This window comes from Kineosporiaceae bacterium, from assembly GCA_016713225.1.
Taxonomy (GTDB): domain Bacteria; phylum Actinomycetota; class Actinomycetes; order Actinomycetales; family Kineosporiaceae; genus JADJPO01.
In genome coordinates this window covers 505,640-526,710 of sequence record JADJPO010000002.1, presented here as the reverse complement: position 1 = coordinate 526,710, position 21,071 = coordinate 505,640, and the positions used below count along the sequence as shown (strand labels likewise).

16 protein-coding genes and 1 pseudogene are annotated in these 21,071 nt (G+C 72.2%); 5 read left to right on the top strand and 12 right to left on the bottom strand.

Features of this window, described 5'->3' with window-relative positions:
• Window positions 1–62: 62 nt before the first annotated feature.
• Together IPK24_08420 and topA are read right to left on the bottom strand one after the other, a co-directional pair.
• Window positions 63–398 carry a hypothetical protein gene (locus IPK24_08420; protein ID MBK8075576.1) on the bottom strand — a complete coding sequence of 112 codons (336 nt, stop codon included), beginning with the start codon at window positions 396–398 and terminating at the stop codon, window positions 63–65.
• Window positions 399–524: 126 nt separating this feature from the next.
• A complete protein-coding gene (gene topA, locus IPK24_08415; GenBank protein ID MBK8075575.1) occupies window positions 525–3,635 on the bottom strand; it encodes a type I DNA topoisomerase in 3,111 nt (1,036 codons plus the stop codon).
• 315 nt (window positions 3,636–3,950) lie between these two features.
• Between topA and IPK24_08410 the strand changes: the two genes are divergently transcribed.
• From IPK24_08410 to IPK24_08395, 4 genes are read left to right on the top strand one after another with little or no spacing between them, the layout of a single operon-like run.
• A complete protein-coding gene (locus tag IPK24_08410; protein ID MBK8075574.1) occupies window positions 3,951–7,754 on the top strand; it encodes a hypothetical protein in 3,804 nt (1,267 codons plus the stop codon).
• Window positions 7,751–8,170: a roadblock/LC7 domain-containing protein gene (locus IPK24_08405; GenBank protein MBK8075573.1), complete on the top strand. Its 420-nt coding sequence runs from the start codon at window positions 7,751–7,753 to the stop codon at window positions 8,168–8,170. The genes IPK24_08410 and IPK24_08405 overlap by 4 nt, the downstream gene beginning before the upstream one ends.
• 17 nt (window positions 8,171–8,187) lie before the next feature.
• Window positions 8,188–9,015 (top strand): DUF742 domain-containing protein, encoded by an 828-nt coding sequence (locus IPK24_08400; protein MBK8075572.1) that lies wholly within the window; start codon window positions 8,188–8,190, stop codon window positions 9,013–9,015.
• Window positions 8,996–9,598 carry an ATP/GTP-binding protein gene (locus IPK24_08395; GenBank protein ID MBK8075571.1) on the top strand — a complete coding sequence of 201 codons (603 nt, stop codon included), beginning with the start codon at window positions 8,996–8,998 and terminating at the stop codon, window positions 9,596–9,598. The genes IPK24_08400 and IPK24_08395 overlap by 20 nt, the downstream gene beginning before the upstream one ends.
• A 294-nt stretch (window positions 9,599–9,892) precedes the next feature.
• On the opposite strand, the gene IPK24_08390 is transcribed toward IPK24_08395, so the two are convergent.
• The 3 genes from IPK24_08390 to IPK24_08380 form a co-directional block, all read right to left on the bottom strand.
• A complete protein-coding gene (locus IPK24_08390; GenBank protein MBK8075570.1) occupies window positions 9,893–12,199 on the bottom strand; it encodes a sodium-translocating pyrophosphatase in 2,307 nt (768 codons plus the stop codon).
• 238 nt (window positions 12,200–12,437) lie between these two features.
• On the bottom strand, window positions 12,438–12,890 hold the full coding sequence (locus IPK24_08385) for an ATP-binding protein (protein MBK8075569.1): 453 nt from the start codon (window positions 12,888–12,890) through the stop codon (window positions 12,438–12,440).
• 27 nt (window positions 12,891–12,917) lie between these two features.
• Window positions 12,918–13,280: an STAS domain-containing protein gene (locus IPK24_08380; GenBank protein MBK8075568.1), complete on the bottom strand. Its 363-nt coding sequence runs from the start codon at window positions 13,278–13,280 to the stop codon at window positions 12,918–12,920.
• A 250-nt stretch (window positions 13,281–13,530) separates the two neighbouring features.
• On the opposite strand from IPK24_08380, the gene IPK24_08375 reads away from it, so the two are divergent.
• Window positions 13,531–15,915 (top strand): DUF1998 domain-containing protein, encoded by a 2,385-nt coding sequence (locus IPK24_08375; protein ID MBK8075567.1) that lies wholly within the window; start codon window positions 13,531–13,533, stop codon window positions 15,913–15,915.
• 193 nt (window positions 15,916–16,108) lie between these two features.
• Here IPK24_08375 and IPK24_08370 read toward each other — a convergent pair.
• The 7 genes and pseudogenes from IPK24_08370 to IPK24_08340 all read right to left on the bottom strand — a co-directional run bounded on the left by IPK24_08370 (window position 16,109) and on the right by IPK24_08340 (window position 20,960).
• A pseudogene (locus IPK24_08370) lies at window positions 16,109–16,456 on the bottom strand (flp pilus-assembly TadE/G-like family protein).
• On the bottom strand, window positions 16,453–16,788 hold the full coding sequence (locus IPK24_08365; GenBank protein ID MBK8075566.1) for a pilus assembly protein: 336 nt from the start codon (window positions 16,786–16,788) through the stop codon (window positions 16,453–16,455). The pseudogene IPK24_08370 and the gene IPK24_08365 overlap by 4 nt, the downstream one beginning before the upstream one ends.
• A gap of 76 nt (window positions 16,789–16,864) precedes the next feature.
• Window positions 16,865–17,101, bottom strand: coding sequence for a DUF4244 domain-containing protein (locus IPK24_08360; protein ID MBK8075565.1), 237 nt, complete (start codon window positions 17,099–17,101; stop codon window positions 16,865–16,867).
• 191 nt (window positions 17,102–17,292) lie between these two features.
• On the bottom strand, window positions 17,293–17,814 hold the full coding sequence (locus IPK24_08355; protein ID MBK8075564.1) for a hypothetical protein: 522 nt from the start codon (window positions 17,812–17,814) through the stop codon (window positions 17,293–17,295).
• A gap of 19 nt (window positions 17,815–17,833) precedes the next feature.
• A complete protein-coding gene (locus IPK24_08350) occupies window positions 17,834–18,613 on the bottom strand; it encodes a type II secretion system F family protein (GenBank protein MBK8075563.1) in 780 nt (259 codons plus the stop codon).
• Window positions 18,610–19,863, bottom strand: a complete 1,254-nt coding sequence (locus IPK24_08345) for a TadA family conjugal transfer-associated ATPase (GenBank protein ID MBK8075562.1) — start codon at window positions 19,861–19,863, stop codon at window positions 18,610–18,612. Before IPK24_08345 ends, IPK24_08350 begins: the two co-directional genes overlap by 4 nt.
• Window positions 19,800–20,960, bottom strand: coding sequence for a hypothetical protein (locus IPK24_08340; protein MBK8075561.1), 1,161 nt, complete (start codon window positions 20,958–20,960; stop codon window positions 19,800–19,802). The genes IPK24_08345 and IPK24_08340 overlap by 64 nt, the downstream gene beginning before the upstream one ends.
• Between the last annotated feature and the right edge of the window lie 111 nt (window positions 20,961–21,071).

The following is a 21,071-nucleotide window of genomic DNA, read 5'->3' as shown; positions in this document are numbered from 1 at the left end:
CCACGGACACCACGGCACCGAGGAGGGCAATCGCGCGTCTGGACGTCCTCACGCGGTCCGGGTCACCAGGACCAACCCCGGCTGCGCAGTTCGGCCTCGGCCATCATGCGCCGCAGAGAGGAGTTGTCCTCCGGTAGGTCGTCGATCTCGGCCAGCCGACAGGCCTCCTCGAGCAGGTTCGCATACGCGGTGCGAGCAGCCTGCAGGTGATGCCCCCGGGCGAATCGGGACTCATCGACGAGCAGCAGATCGATGCGGGTCTCCACCCGGGTCAGGGCGTACTGGATCTGCAACGCCGAGAAGGGGTCGACGTCCGGACGCCGCGCCTTGCGCAACGTATCGACCACCCAGGTCTGCCATGTGGGCATCGGTGCCCCCGCTCGTCGGCGTTCTGCCATCCCGAACCACGGTAACTCCCGGGCGCCGCACCGCCCACCCCCGGCCCCGTGGTGATCATGCAATTCGTGCACGCTCGTGAACGGTTTCACGAGCGTGCCCGGATTGCATGATCACCGCGGAAGGGGTCAGCCTGCGGTCTTCTTGGCGGCGGTCTTCTTGGCCGTCTTCTTGGCGGCCGTCTTCTTGGCCGTGGCCTTGGTCGCCGTGGCCTTCTTGGCGGTGGCCTTCGTCGCCGTCTTCGTCGCTGTGGCCTTCTTGGCGGTCGTCTTCTTGGCGGCGGTCTTGCGCGCCGTCCGCTTCACCGGCCCCCGGGCACGCTTCTCGGCGAGCAGTTCGGCCGCACGCTCGAGCGTGATGCTCTCGACCGCATCGCCCTTGCGCAGGGTGGCATTGCTCGTGCCATCGGTGACGTAGGGGCCGAAGCGGCCGTCCTTGACCACCACCGGGCCACCGCTGACCGGATCGGGACCCAGCTCACGCAGCGGCGGTGCCGCTGCGGCACGGCCCCGTTGCTTGGGCTGGGCGTAGATCGCCAGGGCCTCGTCGAGCGTGGTGGTGAAGATCGCGTCCTCGCTGCCCAACGAGCGCGAGTCCGTGCCCTTCTTCAGATACGGCCCGTAGCGGCCGTTCTGAGCGGTGATCTCGTCACCGCTCTCGGGGTCCGCGCCGACCACCCGGGGCAGCGACAACAACTGCAGCGCCTGCTCCAGGGTGACCGTCGCGACGTCCATGCTCTTGAAGAGGCTGCCGGTGCGTGGCTTGGTCGCCTTCGGGGCGTCGTCCTCGAACACCTCGGTGACGTAGGGGCCGAACCGACCAGCGCGGGCCACCACCTGCCGGCCGGAGGCCGGGTCGACACCCAGCACCCGGTCCCCGCTGTTCTGGTGGCTGAGCAGCTCCCGGGCCTTGGCGACGGTCAGCTCGTCGGGCGCGACGTCGTCCGGCACGCTCGCGCGCACCGGCTCGTCGCCCTCGGCCTCACCCGGCACCTCGACGTAGGGGCCGTAGCGCCCCACCCGCAGCTCGATGCCCTCACCCAGCTGCACCGTGTTGATGTCGCGGGCGTCGATCTCGCCGAGGTTCTCGACCAGCGGACGCAGCCCCCCGCCGTGCGCCTCGCCGTCGCCGAAGTAGAACCGCGACAGCCAGGCCACCCGCTGCTCGTCGCCGCGGGCGATCCGGTCGAGGTCCTCCTCCATGGCGGCGGTGAAGTCGTAGTCGACCAGCCGACCGAAGTGCTCCTCGAGCAGCCGGGTGACCGAGAACGCCAGCCAGGTCGGTACCAGCGCCGACCCCTTGCTCGTCACGTAGCCGCGGTCCTGGATGGTCGTGATCGTCGCGGAGTACGTCGAGGGGCGGCCGATCCCGCGCTCCTCCAAGGCCTTGATCAGGCTGGCCTCGGTGTAGCGCGGCGGCGGCTGGGTCTCGTGACCGTCGGCGGTCAGCTCGAGGGTGCGCAGCGCATCACCGGTCGTCAGGTCGGGCAGGCGGCGCTCGTCGTCCGACGAGCCGTGCCTGGCCCCGTTGGCCCCGTTGGCCCCGTTGGCGCGCAGCTCGTCGCGGCCCTCCTCGTACGCGGCGAGGAAGCCGCGGAAGGTGATCACGGTGCCGGACGCCGCGAACTCGGCCTCGCGCGTCAGCACGGTGGCGGCCGCACCGGACACCGCCCCCGGCGTCGCGACCAGGCGCACGGACGCCGTCGAGCCCCGGGCATCGGCCATCTGCGAGGCGACGGTGCGCTTCCAGATCAGCTCGTAGAGGCGGAACTCGTCCCCGCGCAGCTCGCCGGACACCTGGGCCGGGGTGCGGAAGGAGTCTCCCGACGGCCGGATCGCCTCGTGCGCCTCCTGGGCGTTCTTGCTCTTGCTGGTGTAGGTGCGCGGCGAGGCCGGCACGTACTCGGGGCCGTAGAGCTCGCCGATCTGCCGCCGGGCGGCGGTGATCGCCTGCGTCGACAGCACCACCGAGTCGGTTCGCATGTAGGTGATGTAGCCGTTCTCGTACAACCCCTGCGCCACCCGCATCGTCTGCCGCGACGAGAAGCGCAGCTTGCGGCCGGCCTCCTGCTGCAGCGTGGAGGTGGTGAAGGGCGCGGCGGGACGGCGGGTGTAGGGCTTGGTGTCGACCGAGCGCACCCGGACCGGCGCGTCGTCCAGCGCGGTGACCACGGACGCCGCCTGCTCACCGTTCAGGTGCACGGTGCCGGCGCTGCGGGCCGCGGCGGTGAGCTGACCGGTGTCGTCGAAGTCACGTCCGGTGGCGACCCGCGCGCCGTCCAGGGCGACGAGGCGCGCAGCGAACGCCTCTGCTGCCGCTGCAGCGTCCCCCGGCTCGCCCTCGGGGGCGAAGCTGCCCTCGACGTCCCAGTAGGACGCCGCGCGGAACGCCATCCGCTCCCGCTCGCGCTCGACCACCATGCGGGTGGTCACCGACTGCACCCGACCGGCCGACAGACCGGCACGGACCTTGCGCCACAGCACCGGCGAGACCTCGTAGCCGTAGAGCCGGTCCAGGATGCGCCGGGTCTCCTGCGCGTCGACCAGACGCTCGTCCAGGTCACGGGTGTCCTGCAGCGCCCGCTGGATCGCCTCGCGGGTGATCTCGTGGAACACCATGCGCCGCACCGGCACCTTGGGCTCGAGGACCTTCAGCAGGTGCCAGGCGATGGCCTCGCCCTCGCGGTCCTCGTCCGTGGCCAGGTAGAGCTCGTCCGCCTCCTTCAGCGCCCGCTTGAGCTCGGTGACCTTCTTCCTCTTGTCGGCGTCCACCACGTAGTAGGCGTCGAAGCCGTTGTCGACGTCGACCGCGAACTTGCCGTAGGGACCCTTCTTCATGTCCGCGGGCAGCTCACTGGGCTGAGGCAGGTCCCGGATGTGCCCGACGCTCGCCTCGACGTCGAATCCCGCGCCGAGGAAGCCGGCGATGTTCTTCGCCTTGCGAGGCGACTCGACGATGACGAGCCGGCGCGGAGTGGGGGCCTTGGTGGTGGCCACGCTGAGCCTTTCCCTGACTGGTGGAGCAGAAGGTCGATCCTTGGAGATGATGCCGGTCCGGGCAGCCCGCGAGCGGGACGGAGGTCGGCTCGGCTCGGCCGGTGGGCCGCCGTCATCGGTGGGCTCGAAGGGTAGCGGCACGAGTGCGGAACGCCATGACGGTAACCCGCACGGACACCGAGGGGGCAATTCGGGACCCCGCAGCGCCCCGTCTCGACCCCCGTGTCGACCCAGCGCAACCATCGGCACGCGTCATCTGCATCTGCACCTGCATCTGCATCTCGCCGCAAATTGACCGAATCACCCGACAAATAGTTATACAGAGAGTTATGATCAGTTACATGAAGTTGGGCGACGGAGCGATTCGCGGCACTATTAGCCGCTGAGAGGTGTCGCTCGCGCCTTCAGCCACGTAGCGTCATCCCCCGTAGGTCTGACAGCATCAATGATCGATCCTGGCGCCCTCGAGGTCCCGGAGCTAGCACCATGGGTAACGAGCGCTCAGCGGGGGAACTAGGCCAGGCATCACCGCACAACGCTCGCACCCAGGAGGATCCGGTGGCCCGTCACGGTTCGGCCGATGCCGAGCACCCGACCCCGGACGCCCCGGCCGAGGTGCCGCGGCGCGTCGGGGGGCCGGCGACCTGGCCCATCCGGCAGAAGCTGATCGGTCTCGTCGCCCTGCCCACAGCCGCCCTGATCGGGCTGGTCGGCCTTCAGCTCACCCAGTCCTATTCCACGTGGAAGCAGGCGAGCACGGCCCAGGACGACGCCGAGGCGCTGATCGTGACCAACGCCTACGTCCAGACCGTCGACCGTGAGCTCCAGCAGACCTTCGCCCTGCTGCTGCGCAGCCCCAACGCCGGGCCGGAACTCACCGCACGCCGCAAGGCCACCAACGACGCCCTGAACGCGCTGGCGACCCGGCTCGACTCCCCGCCCGCCGGCGGCTGGTCACCGCAGGTCGCCCGCCAGGTCGAGGCCGTGCAGCGGGTCGGCTCGTCGTTGCTGGACCAGACGCCGTCCAAGACCGAGGTGCGGCTGCGCCAGCTGGTCGAGGTGAGCGGCACCACCTCGGCGTCCAGCGCGAGCCACATCGGTCTGGCGACCGTCGCCCAGAGCTTCGACGTCTTGATGCAGCCGGCCCGTGATCTGGCCACCGCGCTGTCGGCCGATCTGGCCAGGAGCACCCCGAACCCCCGCACCGTCGACACGGTCTCGCTGCTGAACTCCCTCACCGGTGCCAGCACCAGCGCGTCCCACGAGATGGTGTTGCTCACCACCGCGCTGCGCGACAACAAGGCCAACCTCTCGCAGGTCACCGCGATCGAGGAGGCCTCGGCCGGGCAGACCACACTGCTCGATCAGGCCGTCAGCCGCGCCAACCCCACCCAGCTGGCCCGGATCCTGGCCGTGCGCGCGCAGGACGTCTCGATCGCCACTGCGCGGAGCACCGGCCTGGGCATCGCTCGCGAGGGTGACGGCAAGCCGAACGCCCGCGCCGACCGGGAAGCACTCACCTTCTCGGTCAATGCCGGTAAGCGCCTGACCGCCCTGAGCGGGTTGGTCACCAGCACCGCCCAGGACCTGCAGGATCAGACCGGCTCCGACCGGCGTGCGGCGTTGCTGCGGCTGATCTTCTTCGGCGGTCTCGGTGTGGCCAGCCTGATCCTGGTGAGCCTGCTGGTCTCGGCCCTCGGCCGCACCATCACCGTCCCGATGCGCCGCCTGCGCAGTGGCGCCGTCGACTCGGCGACCGTGCGGTTGCCGGCCGCCGTCCGTCAGATCGAGCGCGAGGGTCCCGAGGCCGTCGTCGCCGTCCCGCCGGTGCTGCCGCTGGACGCCCGGGTCGGCCCCGAGACCCGCGAGGTCGCCCAGGCCCTGGACGGCCTGACCGCCGAGGCGATCCGGCTGGCCACCTCGCAGGTGCGACTGCGCCAGTCGCTGGACGAGGCCTTCGTCAGCATGTCCCGGCGCAGCCAGTCGATGGTCGAGAAGCAGCTGGCCATCATCGACGAACTCGAGAGCACCGAGGAGGACCCGGAGCAGCTGCGCAACCTGTTCCGGCTCGACCACCTCGCGGCGCGGATGCGCCGGTACAACGACAACCTCCTCGTGCTGGCCGGCTCCGCGGTGCGCACCCGCAGCGCGGCCCCGGTGGCCATCGCGGACGTCTTCCGCGCGGCGACCTCCGAGATGGAGCAGTACGAGCGGGTCCGGCTGCAGCCCTTGTCGGGCGCCTCGGTGGCCGGCGCCGCAGCCGGTGGCCTGATCCACCTGCTCGCCGAGCTGCTCGACAACGCCGCCATGTACTCCCCGCCCACCAGCCCGATCGTGCTGTCGGCCGCCTTCACCCACGACGGCGGCCTGCGGCTCGAGGTCACCGACTCGGGCGTCGGCATCCCGCCGGCCGAACTGGCCGACCTCAATGCCCGCCTGGCGATGCCCGGCACCATCGACACCCAGGTGCCCTCGCGCATGGGTCTGTACGTGGTGGCCCGCCTCGCCCAGCGCGGCTCGTTCGGCGTGCGGCTGGCCGCCCGCCCCCAGGCTGCCGGGACGGTGGCCGAGGTGCTGGTGCCGAAGGCACTCGTGCTCGGTGCCCCCACCGGCCCGCTCGACACCATCGTGCCGCCGCCGGCGCCGTCCGCCCCCCTGGTTCAGGCCATGGAGACCCCTCGACTGCCCGCGCAGCACGGCGGCGCCGTGGCCACCCCCATGGGTGGGCTCACCCGCCCGGTTCGCCCGACCCAGCGTCCGGACGCGCCCCCGGTGCAACCCATGCCGACGCACGCGGCCCCCCCGGCGGCTGCGGGCACGACGCCTGGGCTGACCTCGGCCGGACTGCCGTCGCGCCGTCCGGGTGCGGCCCTGGCCGGCAACCCGTTGGCTGCCCAGCAGGCGGCCAACAGCCCGGCAGCGGCGAACCCGATGTCGCCGACCGCGCGCACGGCCGTCCCACGGGAATTGACACCCGCCGGACGCGACGGTGACGGCGCGACCCGCAACGGTGCGGCCGCCGGCCTGGACGCCGCGCGTCGCCGCAGCGGCGAGGGCGGGCTGACCGCGGACCTCCCCCGACGCCAGCCCGGTTCGACCGGCCGCCTGGGGACCCCGTTCATGCCGCCCGGTACCGCCGCCCCCTTCGGCGCCGATGGTCCCGGCGCCTTCGAACCGCCCGCAGCACGACGCCAGGGCGACGGTCTGCCCACCTCGGTGCCAGGACGACGCCCGGGGGCGCGACCCCTGCCGGTGCGAGCCCCGGGCCAGCCCGGTGGCGGACCGGCCCTCGGCCCGTCGGCAGCCACGGCCGTGGCGGCCGCCGCCTCGGCCCGGCCCCGCCCCACCGCGCCGCTGCCCGACAGCGGCCTGTTCGCCGCCGCCGCTCGACCGGCCGACGACACCGGAACCGACGGTGCTACCGGCGCCGACGGCACCGACGGCGCCGAGACCGCGGTCCCCACGGGCAAGGCGGCACCGTCGGCCACGGCAGCCCCATCAGCCAAGGCAGCACCGTCGGTGCCGGCCGCACCGTCGGCTCCTGCAGCGTCCCTGCAGACCCCACCGGCCCCGGTGCAGCCTGCGGCCGACAAGCCGACGGCGGCACCCACCGCACCGGCTGCGCCGGCACCGCTGCCCACCCGGCCCGTGGCACCTGCGGCCAAACAGGCACCTCCGACCGCCACCCCGGCGCAGGCAGGAACCCCTTCGCCGTTCGAGGTCGAGGCCCGGGCCGCCGCAGCGGCGTCCAGCGCTCGATTCGTTCCGCCGGGGGCGGCCGGCCCGCTGATCGGTTCCACCGGCGCCGGGCGTGCCCAGACGCCCATCTTCGATTCGATCTCGGTGTGGTTCTCGGACGACCGGACGGCGCACGTCAGCCGCGCCGGCGAACCGGCACAGGTGATCGACCTGCGGGACGGCGCGGCCAAGGCCGTGCCGCCGCCGGCGGCGAAACCGGCGGCACCCGCCGGACCGACCGGCCCGGCCGAGCCCTCGGCCGCGGGACCCGGTACGGGCACACCGAGCCGCTGGGCCAGCCTCGGCGACCAGCGCTGGATCGCCACCAACCTGCGGGCCGCTGCCGCGCCCGAGACGGCCGGCAGCACCTCGACGGGCTTGCCACGGCGCCGTCCGGGCGCCAACCTGCTGCCGTCGGCCGCTGCCGCCGCCGGGGCGCCCACAGCCGCTCAGGGAGGGCTGGCACGCCGCACGGACGCCGAGTCGGTACGGGGTCGGCTCGGGAGTTACCAACGAGGGCTCAGCTCGGCCCGTCGAGCCCGCCACCTGCCGCCGGAGAGTTCGGGCGGTCTGTTCCACGGGGGAACGGAAGCCGGTAACGGCCATCAAGGAGGAGATTCGTGAGCGTAGGGACGGGAGCCGACGTCGCATGGCTCGTCGACGGGTTCACCCAGCGGGTGCCCGGCGTCGCGCATGCCGCGGTGGTCTCCGCCGACGGGCTGCTGATGGCGAGTTCGGCCGGCCTTCCCCGTGACCGTGCCGACCAGTTGTCCGCGGTCGCATCGGGGCTGGGGAGTCTGACCAACGGCGCGGCATTGTGCTTCTCCGCGGGTTCGGTCGTTCAGACGGTGGTCGAGATGCAGGGAGGCTTCCTGCTGCTCATGGCCATCTCCGACGGTTCATGGCTGGCGGTGTTGGCCTCACCGACCTCGGACATCGGGTTGGTGGGCTACGAGATGACCATGCTGGTTGACCGGGTTGGTGATCACTTGTCGCCCGAATTGCGCCACGCCGAGTCCGACTGGGCCGGCAGGGCCTGAGATCCGGAGTCACGAACATGCCCAGACAGGCTCGCCCGGACGGCACAGATCCGCCGCCCCCTCGTAACCGGCGCGTTCATCGCACCGGCGATGCCGTGCGGCGTCGCTCGACGAGCGAGGTCGACGTGACCGGGCAGATTCCCGTGGTGCCGGACGGCCAGGCGGCACCCACGGACCCGACCGGAACCCCGCTGGACGGCTCAGGCCGAGCCGGGGGTCAGACGCGCGCCACCGGTGCCTCGGCATCGAGGACGACGCCCACGGAGCCCGCCTCCGGTGCGGACGGCGGCAGTCTGGACGCCGCAGCAGGGTTGTCGAACACCGGCCCGATGCCCGCCACCCCGGGTGGTTCGCGCGGTGGCCCCGCGCCGGTTGCCGAATCGGACTGGATGGCCATGGCCCGGCAGCAGGCCGAACTGGCCAGCCACCGGGACAGCGGCCTGGCCGCGTGGGTGCCGGGCAGCGGCCTGGACGAGGACGTGGAGATCGACCTGACCGGCTCGGCTTCCCTGGTGCGCCCGTACGCGCGGACCGGTGGCCGGACCCGTCCGGTGCGCGACCTGGACATGGAGGCGCTGGTCCGGACGACGCTGGCCGGCAAGGAGGCCTCGACCAGCCCGTGGCTCAACCCCGAACACACGAGCATCATCGAGATGAGCAGCGGCACGGTCTCGGTCGCCGAGATCGCCGCCCGGTTGTCCGTGCCGCTCGGCGTCGCCCGAGTGATCATCGCCGACATGATGGACCTGGGCCTGGTCGAGGTCATGAAGACCTCGGCCGCCGAAGGTGACGAACGTGACCCCGACTTCCTGAGGAGAGTACTCAGTGGCCTTCAGCGGCTCTGACGCGCGGCCGACCCGGTCGACCAAGATCGTTATTTCGGGCGGGTTCGGGGCCGGCAAGACCACCTTCGTGGGCGCCGTCTCCGAGATCGTGCCGTTGCGCACCGAGGCCGTCATGACGGCCGCGAGCACCGGTGTGGACGACCTGTCCGCCACGCCGCACAAGACCACGACCACCGTCGCGATGGACTTCGGGCGCATCTCCATCGACGAGCAGCTCGTGCTCTACCTGTTCGGCTCCCCCGGCCAGAACCGATTCTGGTTCATGTGGGACGACCTGGTGCGGGGCGCCATCGGCGCGATCGTGCTGGTCGACTCCCGCCGGCTCGAGGACTGCTTCGGCCCCATCGACTTCTTCGAGGCTCGCGGGTTGCCCTTCATCGTGGCCCTGAACGCCTTCGACAGCCACGTTCCGCACGCGCCCGAGGCCGTGCGTGACGCTCTGCAGCTCAGTGAGGGCACCCCGGTGATCGTCTGCGACGCCCGCGACAAGGAGTCGGCCAAGCAGGCCCTCATCGCGGTCGTGGAGCATGCCCTGCGCACCTGGTCCAAGATGGCCACCCAGGCGCAGTCCACCCCCGCCTGACTCGGCTGACGCGGCTGGTTGGGGTTCCTCGCCATCCATCGGGACCACTCGTGGCGTCCCCGACCACCTGATCACCCACCACAGGCATGATCACGTTGAAGATCACGTTGAGGGTTTCCGACGCATCGACGCAGACGACGTCCTCAACGTGATCTTCGGTGGCGCTCCAAGGCCTCACCGTGATCTTCAACGTGATCACAGGTGGTGTCGGCGCGTGCCCTCGGTGCCAGAGACGCCACTGGCCCCTCCCGTCCGAGGACGGGAGGGGCCAGTGGCGTGTGTCCGACGAACGGCTCAGGCGCCGGCCGCCGCGGGCACCTCGGCGTGCATCGCCGAGGCACGACGCTTGGACGTCGTGACCGCAGCGACGATCACCACGACGGCCACCAGGCTGATCGCCAGGCGCACCCCGGTGTTGTCGCTGGTCTGCACGATCGCGGGCGCGATCAGCACCGACACCAGGTTCATCACCTTGATCAACGGGTTGATCGACGGACCGGCGGTGTCCTTGAACGGGTCACCCACGGTGTCGCCGATGACCGTGGCGGCGTGGGCGTCCGAGCCCTTGCCACCGTGCAGGCCGTCCTCGACCAGCTTCTTGGCGTTGTCCCAGGCGCCGCCGGAGTTGGCCAGGAACACCGCCATCAGCACGCCGGTGCCGATGGCGCCGGCCAGGTAGCCGGCCAACGCACCGACGCCGAGGCCGAAGCCCACGGCGATCGGGGCCATGGCGGCCAGCAGACCGGGCGTGGCCAGCTCGCGCAGCGAGTCCCGGGTGCAGATGTCGACCACTCGGCCGTAGTCCGGCTTGACCGAGTAGTCCATGATCCCGGGGTTCTCCTTGAACTGCCGGCGAACCTCGAACACGATGGCGCCCGCGGCCCGGGTCACGGCGTCGATGGCCAGACCCGAGAACAGGAACACCACGGCTGCACCGATCATCAGGCCGACCAGCACGTTCGGCGAGACCACCTGGTAGATCAGGTCCGCGTCACCGATGGCGTCCTTGACCCCCTGGGAGGCGTCGCCCAGCGCGGTGTTCACCGCATCGTTGTACGAACCGAACAGCGCCGTCGCGGCCAGCACAGCGGTCGCGATGGCGATGCCCTTGGTGATCGCCTTGGTGGTGTTGCCCACCGCGTCGAGCTCGGTGAGGATCTGGGCGCCCTCACCGCTGACGTCGCCGGACATCTCGGCGATGCCCTGGGCGTTGTCACTGACCGGCCCGAAGGTGTCCATGGCCACGATCACGCCGACCGTGGTCAGCAGGCCACACCCGGCCAGCGCGATCAGGAACAGCGACAGGATGACCGAACCGCCACCCAGCAGGTAGGCGGCATAGACCGCGGCACCGATGGTGACCGAGGTGTAGACGGCCGACTCCAGGCCGACACCGATACCGGACAGCACGACCGTGGCCGCACCGGTCAGCGCCGTGTCGGCAACGTTGTGCGTCGGCGGGTGGTCGGTGCCGGTGAAGTACCCGGTCAGCCAGAGGATGGCCCCGGCGAGCACGATGCCGAGCACCACGGCAGAGATGGCGAGCAGGCGCGGGTCGCCGTCCAGTTTGGCGATCTCGTCGCTGACATCTGTCAGTCCGGCGAAGGTGGCCGGCAGGTAGGTGTAGGCCGCCACCGCGCAGAACACGGCCGAGATCACGGCCGACAGGTAGAAGCCGCGGTTGATGGCCTTCAGGCCGCTCTCGCCGTCCCGGGGCTTGGTCAGGTACACGCCGAAGGCGGCCGTGATGGCGCCCAGGGCGGGCACGATCAGCGGGAACACCAGACCCTCGGTGCCGAAGGCCGCCTTGCCCAGGATGAGCGCGGCGACCAGGGTCACCGCGTAGGACTCGAAGAGGTCGGCGGCCATACCGGCGCAGTCGCCGACGTTGTCACCGACGTTGTCGGCGATGGTCGCGGCGTTGCGTGGGTCATCCTCGGGGATGCCCTGCTCGACCTTGCCGACCAGGTCGGCGCCGACGTCCGCCGCCTTGGTGAAGATCCCGCCGCCGACACGCATGAACATGGCGAGCAGCGCCGCGCCGAAGCCGAAGCCCTCGAGCACAGCCGGGGCGTCACCCTTGTAGATCAGGACGACGATGCTGGCGCCCAGCAGGCCCAGACCCACCGTGGCCATGCCGACCACGCCACCGGTACGGAAGGCGACCCGCATACCGTTGTCGCGGCCGTTGGCCTCACGGGCCGCCGCGGCCACGCGCAGGTTCGCGCGCACGGCCAGGGTCATGCCCAGGTAGCCGATGCTGGCCGAGAACACCGCGCCGACGATGAAGAAGATGCTGCGCCCCAAGCGGATCGACTGGTCGTCGGCCGGCAGCAGGAACAGCAGGGCGAAGACCAGGACCACGAACGGCACCAGGGTCTTGAACTGACGGTTGAGGTAGGCGGCGGCGCCCTCTTGGACGGCGCGCGCGATGGTCTTCATCTTGTCGGTGCCCTCACCAGCAGCGAGAACTTGACCCCGGAACAGGACAGCGAGGGCCAACGCGGCCACCGAGATCGCTGTCACAACGTAGACCAGGGTCATGTTTCCGCCTGCAAGGGTGACCGCTTGGCCGTCTGCGGCCTGGGCGCTCCCCAGCATCCGTCCTCCTCGACGTGTGCGTGCGCACCCGCCCAGATGGCTCCGCTGATCAATGGGTGAAGATCAGGTATTGGACGGGGCATAGCGGCGCATCAGGTGACAACCTGTGCGGTGATCGCGGCGCAGTCTACGGAATGTGACCGGCGCCGCAAAAGCCTGCCACCTGTGACCTTACGCATGGCTCCCAAAGGTTTCGAGATGGCAACAAATGCGCCATGAACCGTAGAAGTACGGCATGCTAACCCGCTCTGTGCCAGCCGAGTTCGACCCCGGACAGCCCGCCGTCGACCTCCGGAACGAGGCGCAGCGAGTCGGACAGCGTGGCGGCCATCGCGAAGGTGACGGCGTCCTCGGGTAGCTCCACGCTGCCCGCGGGATCACAGACGCACACCTGCACGTCCGGCCCGTCGTCGAGCACCTCGACCCTGATCCGCCACCCAACCTCCGGCGGATCGACAGCCGGTGCCGCGCCGGCCCCGACCGGCACCACCGGCATGACGGGCGCAACGGGTGCGACGGATGCGGTGGCCTGCTTCGCGCAACGGTTCACGGCACGGGCGCACATCTCACCCACGGCGAGCCGGACGTCGTCCAAACGGACCTCGTCCACCCCCGCCCGGCGCGCGGCGGCCACGACCACCAAGCGGGCCATGCGCACATGTTCGGCCGCGGGGGCGAAGGTGAGCACCACGGGCGGCATGGTCGTCGTGATCGCGGATCAGTTGCCGGTGACCGGCGGCAGGTCCGATGCCGCGAGCGCATCGGCGAGCGAGGCATGGATCGGGAACACCTTGGTCAGCCCGGTGATCCGGAACACCTTGAGGATCTTCTCCTGGGTGCAGACCAGGTGGAGTGAGCCGTCCTGCGTGCGCACCCGGTTGAGACCACCGACCAGGACTCCCAGACCGGTGGAATCCAGGAAGTCCACCGAGGACAGGTCCACCACCAACCGATAGTGCCCGGCGGCGACCAGGTCGTTGATCCGTTCACGCAGTGCCGGGGCGGTGTAGACGTCGATCTCACCGACGACCGACACCACCGATCGGTCACCTTCCTGTCGGCTGGTGACGCTGAGATCCACTGGCCCCTCCCCTTGGGACGTCGGCGGGCTGACGCGGCTACCGGGCGCAGGGCTGCGCCCGGGACACCCTGGTGCCGATTCGGTGACGCTCGCGCTCCGGTCACTCGGTGTCGCGCTTGGCATTCAACACCATTCGCGAGCCCACGACGTCTTCGGAGGGTCATGTGGTGGTTCGCCACAGTGACGAAACGGTGCCCGGAGGCCGAGGGACGGCTCGCCGCGGGGCGGGACAGGGGGCCAGACTGAAGGGATGAGCGCCCCGCGGCTGCCGGCGTACCCGAGACTCGCCGACGGCCGAGGCGAACGGGTGCTGCACGCTCACACCATCCCGGCCCGGCCCGGCGAGCACTCCCCCTGGCCGACCTGGGCCGACCCGGTGGTGGTGCAGGCCTTCGGCCGGTGCGGCGTCGACCGGCCGTGGCGGCACCAGACGCTCGCCGCCGAGGCCGCCTGGCGCGGGCACCACGTGGCCCTGGCGACGGGCACTGCCTCGGGGAAGTCCCTGGTCTACCAATTGGCCGCCCTGTCCGCGGCTCGGGGCTCGACCTCGGGGTACGTCGGCGGCTCGGGGCCACGGCGTCCGGACGGCGGGAGCGGTCGTGCCACCGGCTGGGGCTCCGGCCGGGCCGCGGGCACCTTGTACCTGGCTCCCACCAAGGCGCTGGCCGCCGATCAGCTCGCCTCACTCGAGGCGTTGGGGGTGCCGGGGGTCCGAGCGGCCACCTACGACGGGGACACCCCACTCGATCAGCGCCGTTGGATCCGCGACCATGTCGAGATCGTCCTGACCAACCCGGACCTGCTGCATCACGGTCTGCTGCCGAGTCACCCACGGTGGGCCTCGTTCCTGCGCAGCCTGCAGTTCGTGGTGGTGGACGAGGCGCACCACTATCGCGGGGTGTTCGGCGCTCACGTGGCCGCGACCCTGCGGCGGCTCCGGCGGGTCGCGCGGCACTACGGCGCCGACCCGGTGTTCCTCACCGCCTCGGCCACCGCGGCCGACCCCGAACGCACCGCCGCCGACCTCACCGGCCTGGACGCCGGACAGTTCGAGGTCGTCACGCGAGACCACTCCCCGCGGGGGGCCACCACGTTCCTGCTGTGGGAACCGCCGCTGCTGCCCGGCGGTGGTGAGCACGGCGCTCCCACCCGGCGCAGCGCGATCCTGGAGACGGCCGAGCTGGTGACCGACCTGGTGGCAGCCGGCGTGGCCACCCTCGCCTTCATCCCCTCGCGACGTGGTGTCGAGACCGTCGCCGCCACCTCCCGGCGATTGCTGGCCGAGGTCGACCCGGAGTTGCCCTCGCGGGTGGCGGCCTACCGCGGTGGGTATCTGCCCGAGGAGCGGCGTGCCCTCGAGGCGGATCTGCGGGCGGGACGACTGGTGGCCCTGGCCGCCACGAATGCCCTCGAACTGGGCATCGACATCTCCGGCCTGGACGCGGTGGTGATCTGCGGCTGGCCCGGACGACGAGCCTCGCTGTGGCAGCAGGCGGGCCGGGCCGGGCGCGACGGCGGCGAGGCCCTGGCGGTGCTCGTCGCGCGCGACGATCCGTTGGACACCTACCTGGTGCATCACCCCGAGGCCATCTTCGGGCGGTCCGTCGAGGCCACGGTGCTCGACCCGTCCAATCCGTATGTCCTCGCCCCGCACCTGTGTGCCGCCGCTGCCGAACTGCCGCTGCGCGAGGTGGACGTCGACCTGTTCGGTGAGCACACGGCGTCCGTGCTCGACGCACTCACCGTGCGGGGCGCACTGCGACGCCGCCCGACCGGCTGGTTCTGGACCCGATCGGAACCGGCGAGCCGACTGGCCGATCTGCGGGGCACCGGCGGCGACCCGATCCGGATCGTGCAGCCCAGCACCGGCCGGATGCTCGGCAGTGTCGATGCCGGCGCCGCCCACCACACGGTGCACCCGGGGGCGGTCTACGTGCACCAGGGCGAGAGTTGGGTGGTGAACGATCTCGACCTGGACGACGGGCTGGCGCTGGTCGAGCCCACCGGCGACGAGATCTTCACCCAGGCCCGCGAGATCACCGATGTGCGGCTGCTCGACGTCCGGCGCAGCCGTCGGTGGGGTCGGGTCCAGCTGGCCACGGGCACCGTGGAGGTGACCTCGCAGGTGGTCTCGTATCTGCGACGCACCGTCGTCGATGGCCGGGTGATCGCCGAACAGCCGCTCGACCTGCCACCTCGCACCCTGCGCACCACCGCAGTCTGGTGGACCGTGCCCGCCGAACTGCTCGCCGAGCACGGCGTCGGCGCAACTCGGGTGCCGGGTGCCGCCCACGCCGCCGAGCACGCGGCCATCGGGATGCTGCCGTTGGTCGCCACCTGTGATCGCTGGGACATCGGTGGCGTCTCGACCGCCCTGCACGCCGACACCGGCGAACCCACGATCGTGGTCTACGACGGCCATCCCGGTGGTGCCGGATTCAGCGAGCGGGGTTTCTCGGCCGCCGCGACCTGGCTCACCGCCACCGTCACGGTGATCCGCGACTGCGAGTGCGAGAGCGGCTGCCCGTCGTGTGTGCAGTCGCCCAAGTGCGGCAACGGCAACGAGCCGCTGGACAAGGACGGCGCGGTGCGCCTGCTGAACGCCGTGCTGGCCGAGGCGGAGCCGGACGCCTGACCGGCACTAGGGTGCGCGGCCATGGGAACGGTGATCGTGCTCGCCGTCCGGCTGCTGGTGCCGTTGCTGATCCTGCGCAGGCCCTGATCGTGTTCCCCAACGTGTTCGCATGGTGGGTCCTGCTCGTGCTGCTCTGCGCCACCAGTGGGTGCTCGCGGACGTCGTCCGTGAGCTGGTGACCCGCGCCCGGTACTCCGGCGCGGGCGCGTCCCACCGCCGGTCGGCCCAGTCCGGGCACACCGATCGGAACCTGGACCGTGACGGTGACGCTGCCATCCGCGGCGACCACACACCCACTGAGCCGGCCACCGTTACGCCGGGCGAGGTCGGCCGCGACAGCGCAGGACGGCGGCTCGACCCCGGCTGCCGCCAAGGCAGCGAGATCCGCGGCGGCAGTGGCCCGATGGCGGGCGATCACGGCCAGTCCCAGGTCGCAGACCAGCAGGGCCAGCGCCGCACCCACCAGGGCGATCGCCAGGGCCAGAACCGTTCCGCTGCCCTCGTCCGATCGCGGCGCACCGCGTCGATGTCCCGCGTTCACGGCAGCCCTCCCACGCCCGGCTCGCGGGGCGCACTCGCCGTGCTCGACACCTCGACGGACGGCGCACCGGGCAGCGGCAACGTGACCGTCGCCCTCACCCCGACCGAGACCGTGGTCGCGGCAGTGACGAGCTGCACCCGGGAACCGGGAGGCCCGGCCCTGGTCGCGGTGGCGATCACCGCGCCGGCTGCCTCCCCCCGGGCCGCGACGCGTGCCCCGGCGCGGGCTGCATCGACGCACTCCACCTGAGCGGTGACGACCCGGGCGGCGGCGAAGACCACGGCGATCAGCAGCACGACCGCCGGCAGAGCGAGGGCGAGCTCGGCCGTCACCGCTCCGTCCTCGCCCCGGCGAGCTGCTGCTCGTCGTCCTGCAGACCGTCCCCGACCGCCACCCGGGCCGCACACCTCAGGCCGCCGACAGAGCTCGCGTGATGATCCCCAACAACAGCCCCCGCACCTCGCTGCCGCGCAACAAGGTCAGCAGCAGGACGGCGAAGCCGCAGGCCGCGAGGGTGGCGATCGCGTACTCCGCCGTGGCCATGCCCGCGTCGGCACGCACCCCTCGGCGTCGGCCGATGACCTCCCGGATGCCCGCTCGCACGCTCGCCACGACCCGGCGCAGTCGCGCGGTCAGGTTCCTCATGATGTCGCCCCTCTCCCCGGCCGTTCGAGACCGGAACCGGCCGACCCGATCGGGGCGGCACTGCGACTGTGCAGCCGCGACCCACCAGCGCGCTGAACGCCTCCACCACCCTGTGGACAGTGGGACGAACACCGCCGCCTGGGGACGCAACGGCACTGACGTCGCGAGGTCTGGCGTGTGGTCGACGGGGCTCACAGGTGGCCGAGCAATCCGAGCAGCAGCGGCACGACCGTGAGCAGGACGAAGGCGGGCAACAGACACAGCCCCATCGGCAGCACCGCCATCACGGCCAACCGGTTGGCCGCCGCCGCATGGGCTGCAGCCTCACGCCGTCGGTGCTCCGCAGCGGCCGCGCCGACCAGCGCTGCCGGGGCGATACCGGTGCTGGTGGCGAGGTCCAGCGCGTCGAGCACCGGGTCGGCCCCGCCCGGCCCGGCCCAGGGAGCAGGGCCGGTCTGTTCGGCGAGCAGCTCCAGAGCGGTCTCGACCGGCAACCCGGCGTCGAGCAACGCCACCATCAGGTCGGCGATCACCGCGGCCGGCAGGCCGCCGGGCACCACCGCCGAGCGCCCTCCCTCGCCGGCACCGGACGGTGCGGTCGGCCGGCTCCTCTCGTCACGCACGCGCCCGGGCACCCTCCGGTGCACCGGCAGGCGCCTCGGCCACACCAGGAACACTGTCGCCGCCAGCGCCGCCGCGACCCACACCGTCACGGTCCGCCCCCTGAACCGGTCACGTCCGGCCGTCCGCCGCCTCGGCCCGGCGTACCAGTCGAGTTGCCCACCGCCGCCCGGCCCACCACAGGCCACCGCCGATCACCAGACACAGTCGTCCGGGACTCGTCGTCAGCAGCACCGAGACCGTGTCCACCCCGGTCAACGCCCCCAATCCGAGCCCGGCCAGTGGAAGCCAGCTGAGTACCGTCGCCGTGGCCCGCGGCCCCGCCAGCGCCGCGTCACGCTCACGCGCGGCCTGCAGCTCGGCGCGCACCGCCACCGCGAGACCGTCGAGGACCCGGGCCAACGGTGCCCCGCTCGTCTGAGAGACGGCACAGGCTGCCGCCAACCAGCTCAGGGCCTGCCCGGCGCCCGGATCTGCCACCCCCTGGCCGACCAACCGGTCACCGGCCAGGCGCAGGCCCTCGGCGGTGCTCCCGCCGAGAGCGGACGTCGTCACCACCGAGCGAGCAATGACCGCGAGACCGTCGGCACCGTCGGCACGCTCGTCGCGGTCGGCCAGGATCCGCCAGACCTGCTCGGCTGTCATCCCGGCCCGAGACAGCGCCGCCACCCGGTCGGCGAGCACCGCGATGTCGGCCCCGCCGACGAGAACCTGCCGACCCGCGAACCGGGTTCCTGCCCACCGGGTGAGTGCGCCGCGGGCCCGGAACCGGGCCGGTCCGGCTCGCCCGGGGCCTTCGAGGACCGAGGGGACGCCTCGCGCGCCGGGCGAGGCGGCGAGCACGGCCATCCCCATCAGCAGCCCAGCCGTCACCGCCTGCGCCGCGATCACGGTGGCGCCGCGACCGGGGAAGAGCTCAGGCCCAGTCGTCCGGCGAGCGCCGGCCAGGCCGGACCGCCGGCGATACGCTCGTCCTCGCCGCGGACCAAGGCACGCCGGACCACCAGCCGGCCCGCCTCGTCGCTGCCGACCACGCCGAGCTCGACCACTTCACGTCGCACCGGGGTGCGCCGCACGTGCACCACCACGTCCAGGGCCGCGGCGGCCTGGGCATGCACTCCCTCCCGGCTCAGACCGGCGATGAGGCCGAGCGCCTCCAACCGTGCCGGCACCTCGGCGGCGGCGTTGGCGTGCAGTGTTCCGCACCCGCCGGAGTGGCCGGTGTTGAGCGCAGCCAACAGGTCGCGTACCTCGCTGCCGCGGCACTCACCGACCACGAGCCGGTCCGGGCGCATCCGTAGTGCCTGGCGGACGAGGACGTCGAGCCCGACCTCGCCCCGGCCCTCGACGTTGGCGTGCCGAGCCTCCAGCCGCACCACGTGGGGATGGCGCGGCCGCAGCTCGCCCACGTCCTCCACCAGCACGAGCCGCTCGGTCGGGGGCACCAACGAGAGCAGCGCGGCCAGCAGGGTGGTCTTGCCGGCGCCGGTGCCACCGGTGACCAGGAAGGCCGCCCGAGCAGAGATCAACGCGGCCAGCACCCCGGACCAGGCAGCCGGCACGCTGCCGGCGCGCACCAGGGCGTCCAGATCGGCCGGCGCGCCGCGCAACGTACGCAGGCTGATGTGGGTGCCTTCGGGGGCCACCGGGGGCACCACGGCGTGCAGCCGGATCCCACCCGGTAACCGGGCATCGACCCAGGGCAGGCTCTCGTCCAGGCGCCGCCCCGCCAGGGCAGCCAACCGGACGGCGAGGGCACGCACCTGGTGCTCGCCGTCCAGGCCGAACCCGGCATCCACCAGGCCGAGACCCCGATCGAGCCAGATCCGGCCGCCGCCGTTCACCAGGACGTCGGTGACGTGCGGGTCGTCGGCCAGTGCCTGCAGTGGACCCAGACCCTGGGTGTGTTCCCGCACCGAGTCCGCGGCGGCGCGCAGGCCCTCGGCGCCGAGCACCTGGCCGTATTGGGTGCTCACGGCCCCGAGCTCGGTGGTCAGGCGTCCGGCGCCGATCGCGTCGTCACGCCGGCTCACCCGGGCTCGCAGCGGTGCCAGCAGGTCCTCGGCGGCCGGTGGCGTCACGTCGACACCTGTGCCATCGACTCGATCTCGAGCGCGAGTTCGGCCGTCACCCGCCGGCACAACACCGCCAACGGCCCCCGGGCGCGCACCGGTGGTGCCAGCCCCCGATCGAGGGCAGCCGCGAGCCCCGATTCGGCGCGCATGTCCCCCGCCAGCGGCAGGCAGAGCGCATCGGCCACCGCTTCGGCCGACAGACCGGTCGGCGCCGGACCCCGCACCACCAGGCGAAGCCGACGGCAGAGCGGCTCCAGTTGGGCGACCACCCGACCCGCCGCTGCGGTGGCCTGAACCTCCGCCGGAACCACCAGCAGCACCTGTCCCGCCCACCGCAGCGCCGCGGTCACCGCCTCATCGAGCCGGCGCGGCAGATCCATCACGACCAGGCGGCTCTCTCGGGTGAGAGCGTCCAGGACGGCGGCGACCGCTTCGGCGCGGCAGGCGGGCTGGCCGCCCCGATCCCAGCTGAGGACCCGGACCCCGCACGCCTGGGGCAGCCCGGAGCGCAGCAGCCCCGGTTGCAGCCGCCCCGCCACCGCCGAGAGGTCATCCCACCGCAGCCCCGGTTCATCCTGGGCACCGATCACCACGTCCAGCCCACCACCCAGCGGATCGAGGTCGACCAGCACAGGCTCGAGACCGCTGCGGGCCGCCGTGACGGACAGCGCCGCGGCCAACGTGCTGGCTCCGGCTCCGCCACGTCCGCCGACCACGGCGATCACCGCAGCGGTGCGCTGCCCGCTCAGGGCGTCGAGCATCCGATCGAGCAACCAGGCGCGTGATGCCGGCAGGACGGCGACCTGCTCGGCCCCGAGCGTGAGCGCGTCCTGCCAGATCGCGGGCTCAGCCTGCTCGTGCGCCACCACCACCAGGTCGATCCGTTCTCGGTGGATGACCTCGTGACCGGAGCCCGCCGCGACCGCCTCCCCGAGGCGGTCCACACCGATCAGCACCAGGTCGCCGGGCTGGGCGCGTGCCAGGCCCGTCAGCCGGGTCAGTTCCGCTCCGGCCGCGGCCGCCAGGCCCTCCACCGGGTCGGCCAGCGCGACCTCGTCGGTGATCAGGACGAGGCGACCGGCACCCGGGCCGGGGCGGCCGATCCGACCCGGCGAGCGGGCGCCTGTTCGAGCACCGGAGCGGGGGCGGGTAGCGGGCGTCATGCGACACCCGCCGGCACTACATCGGAAATCGTCGGCACCATGCCGCGAGGCTGGCGGGTGCGGCTGCTTCGTACCACCGGGCCGGCGTCCCCTGTGGACACTGTGACGATC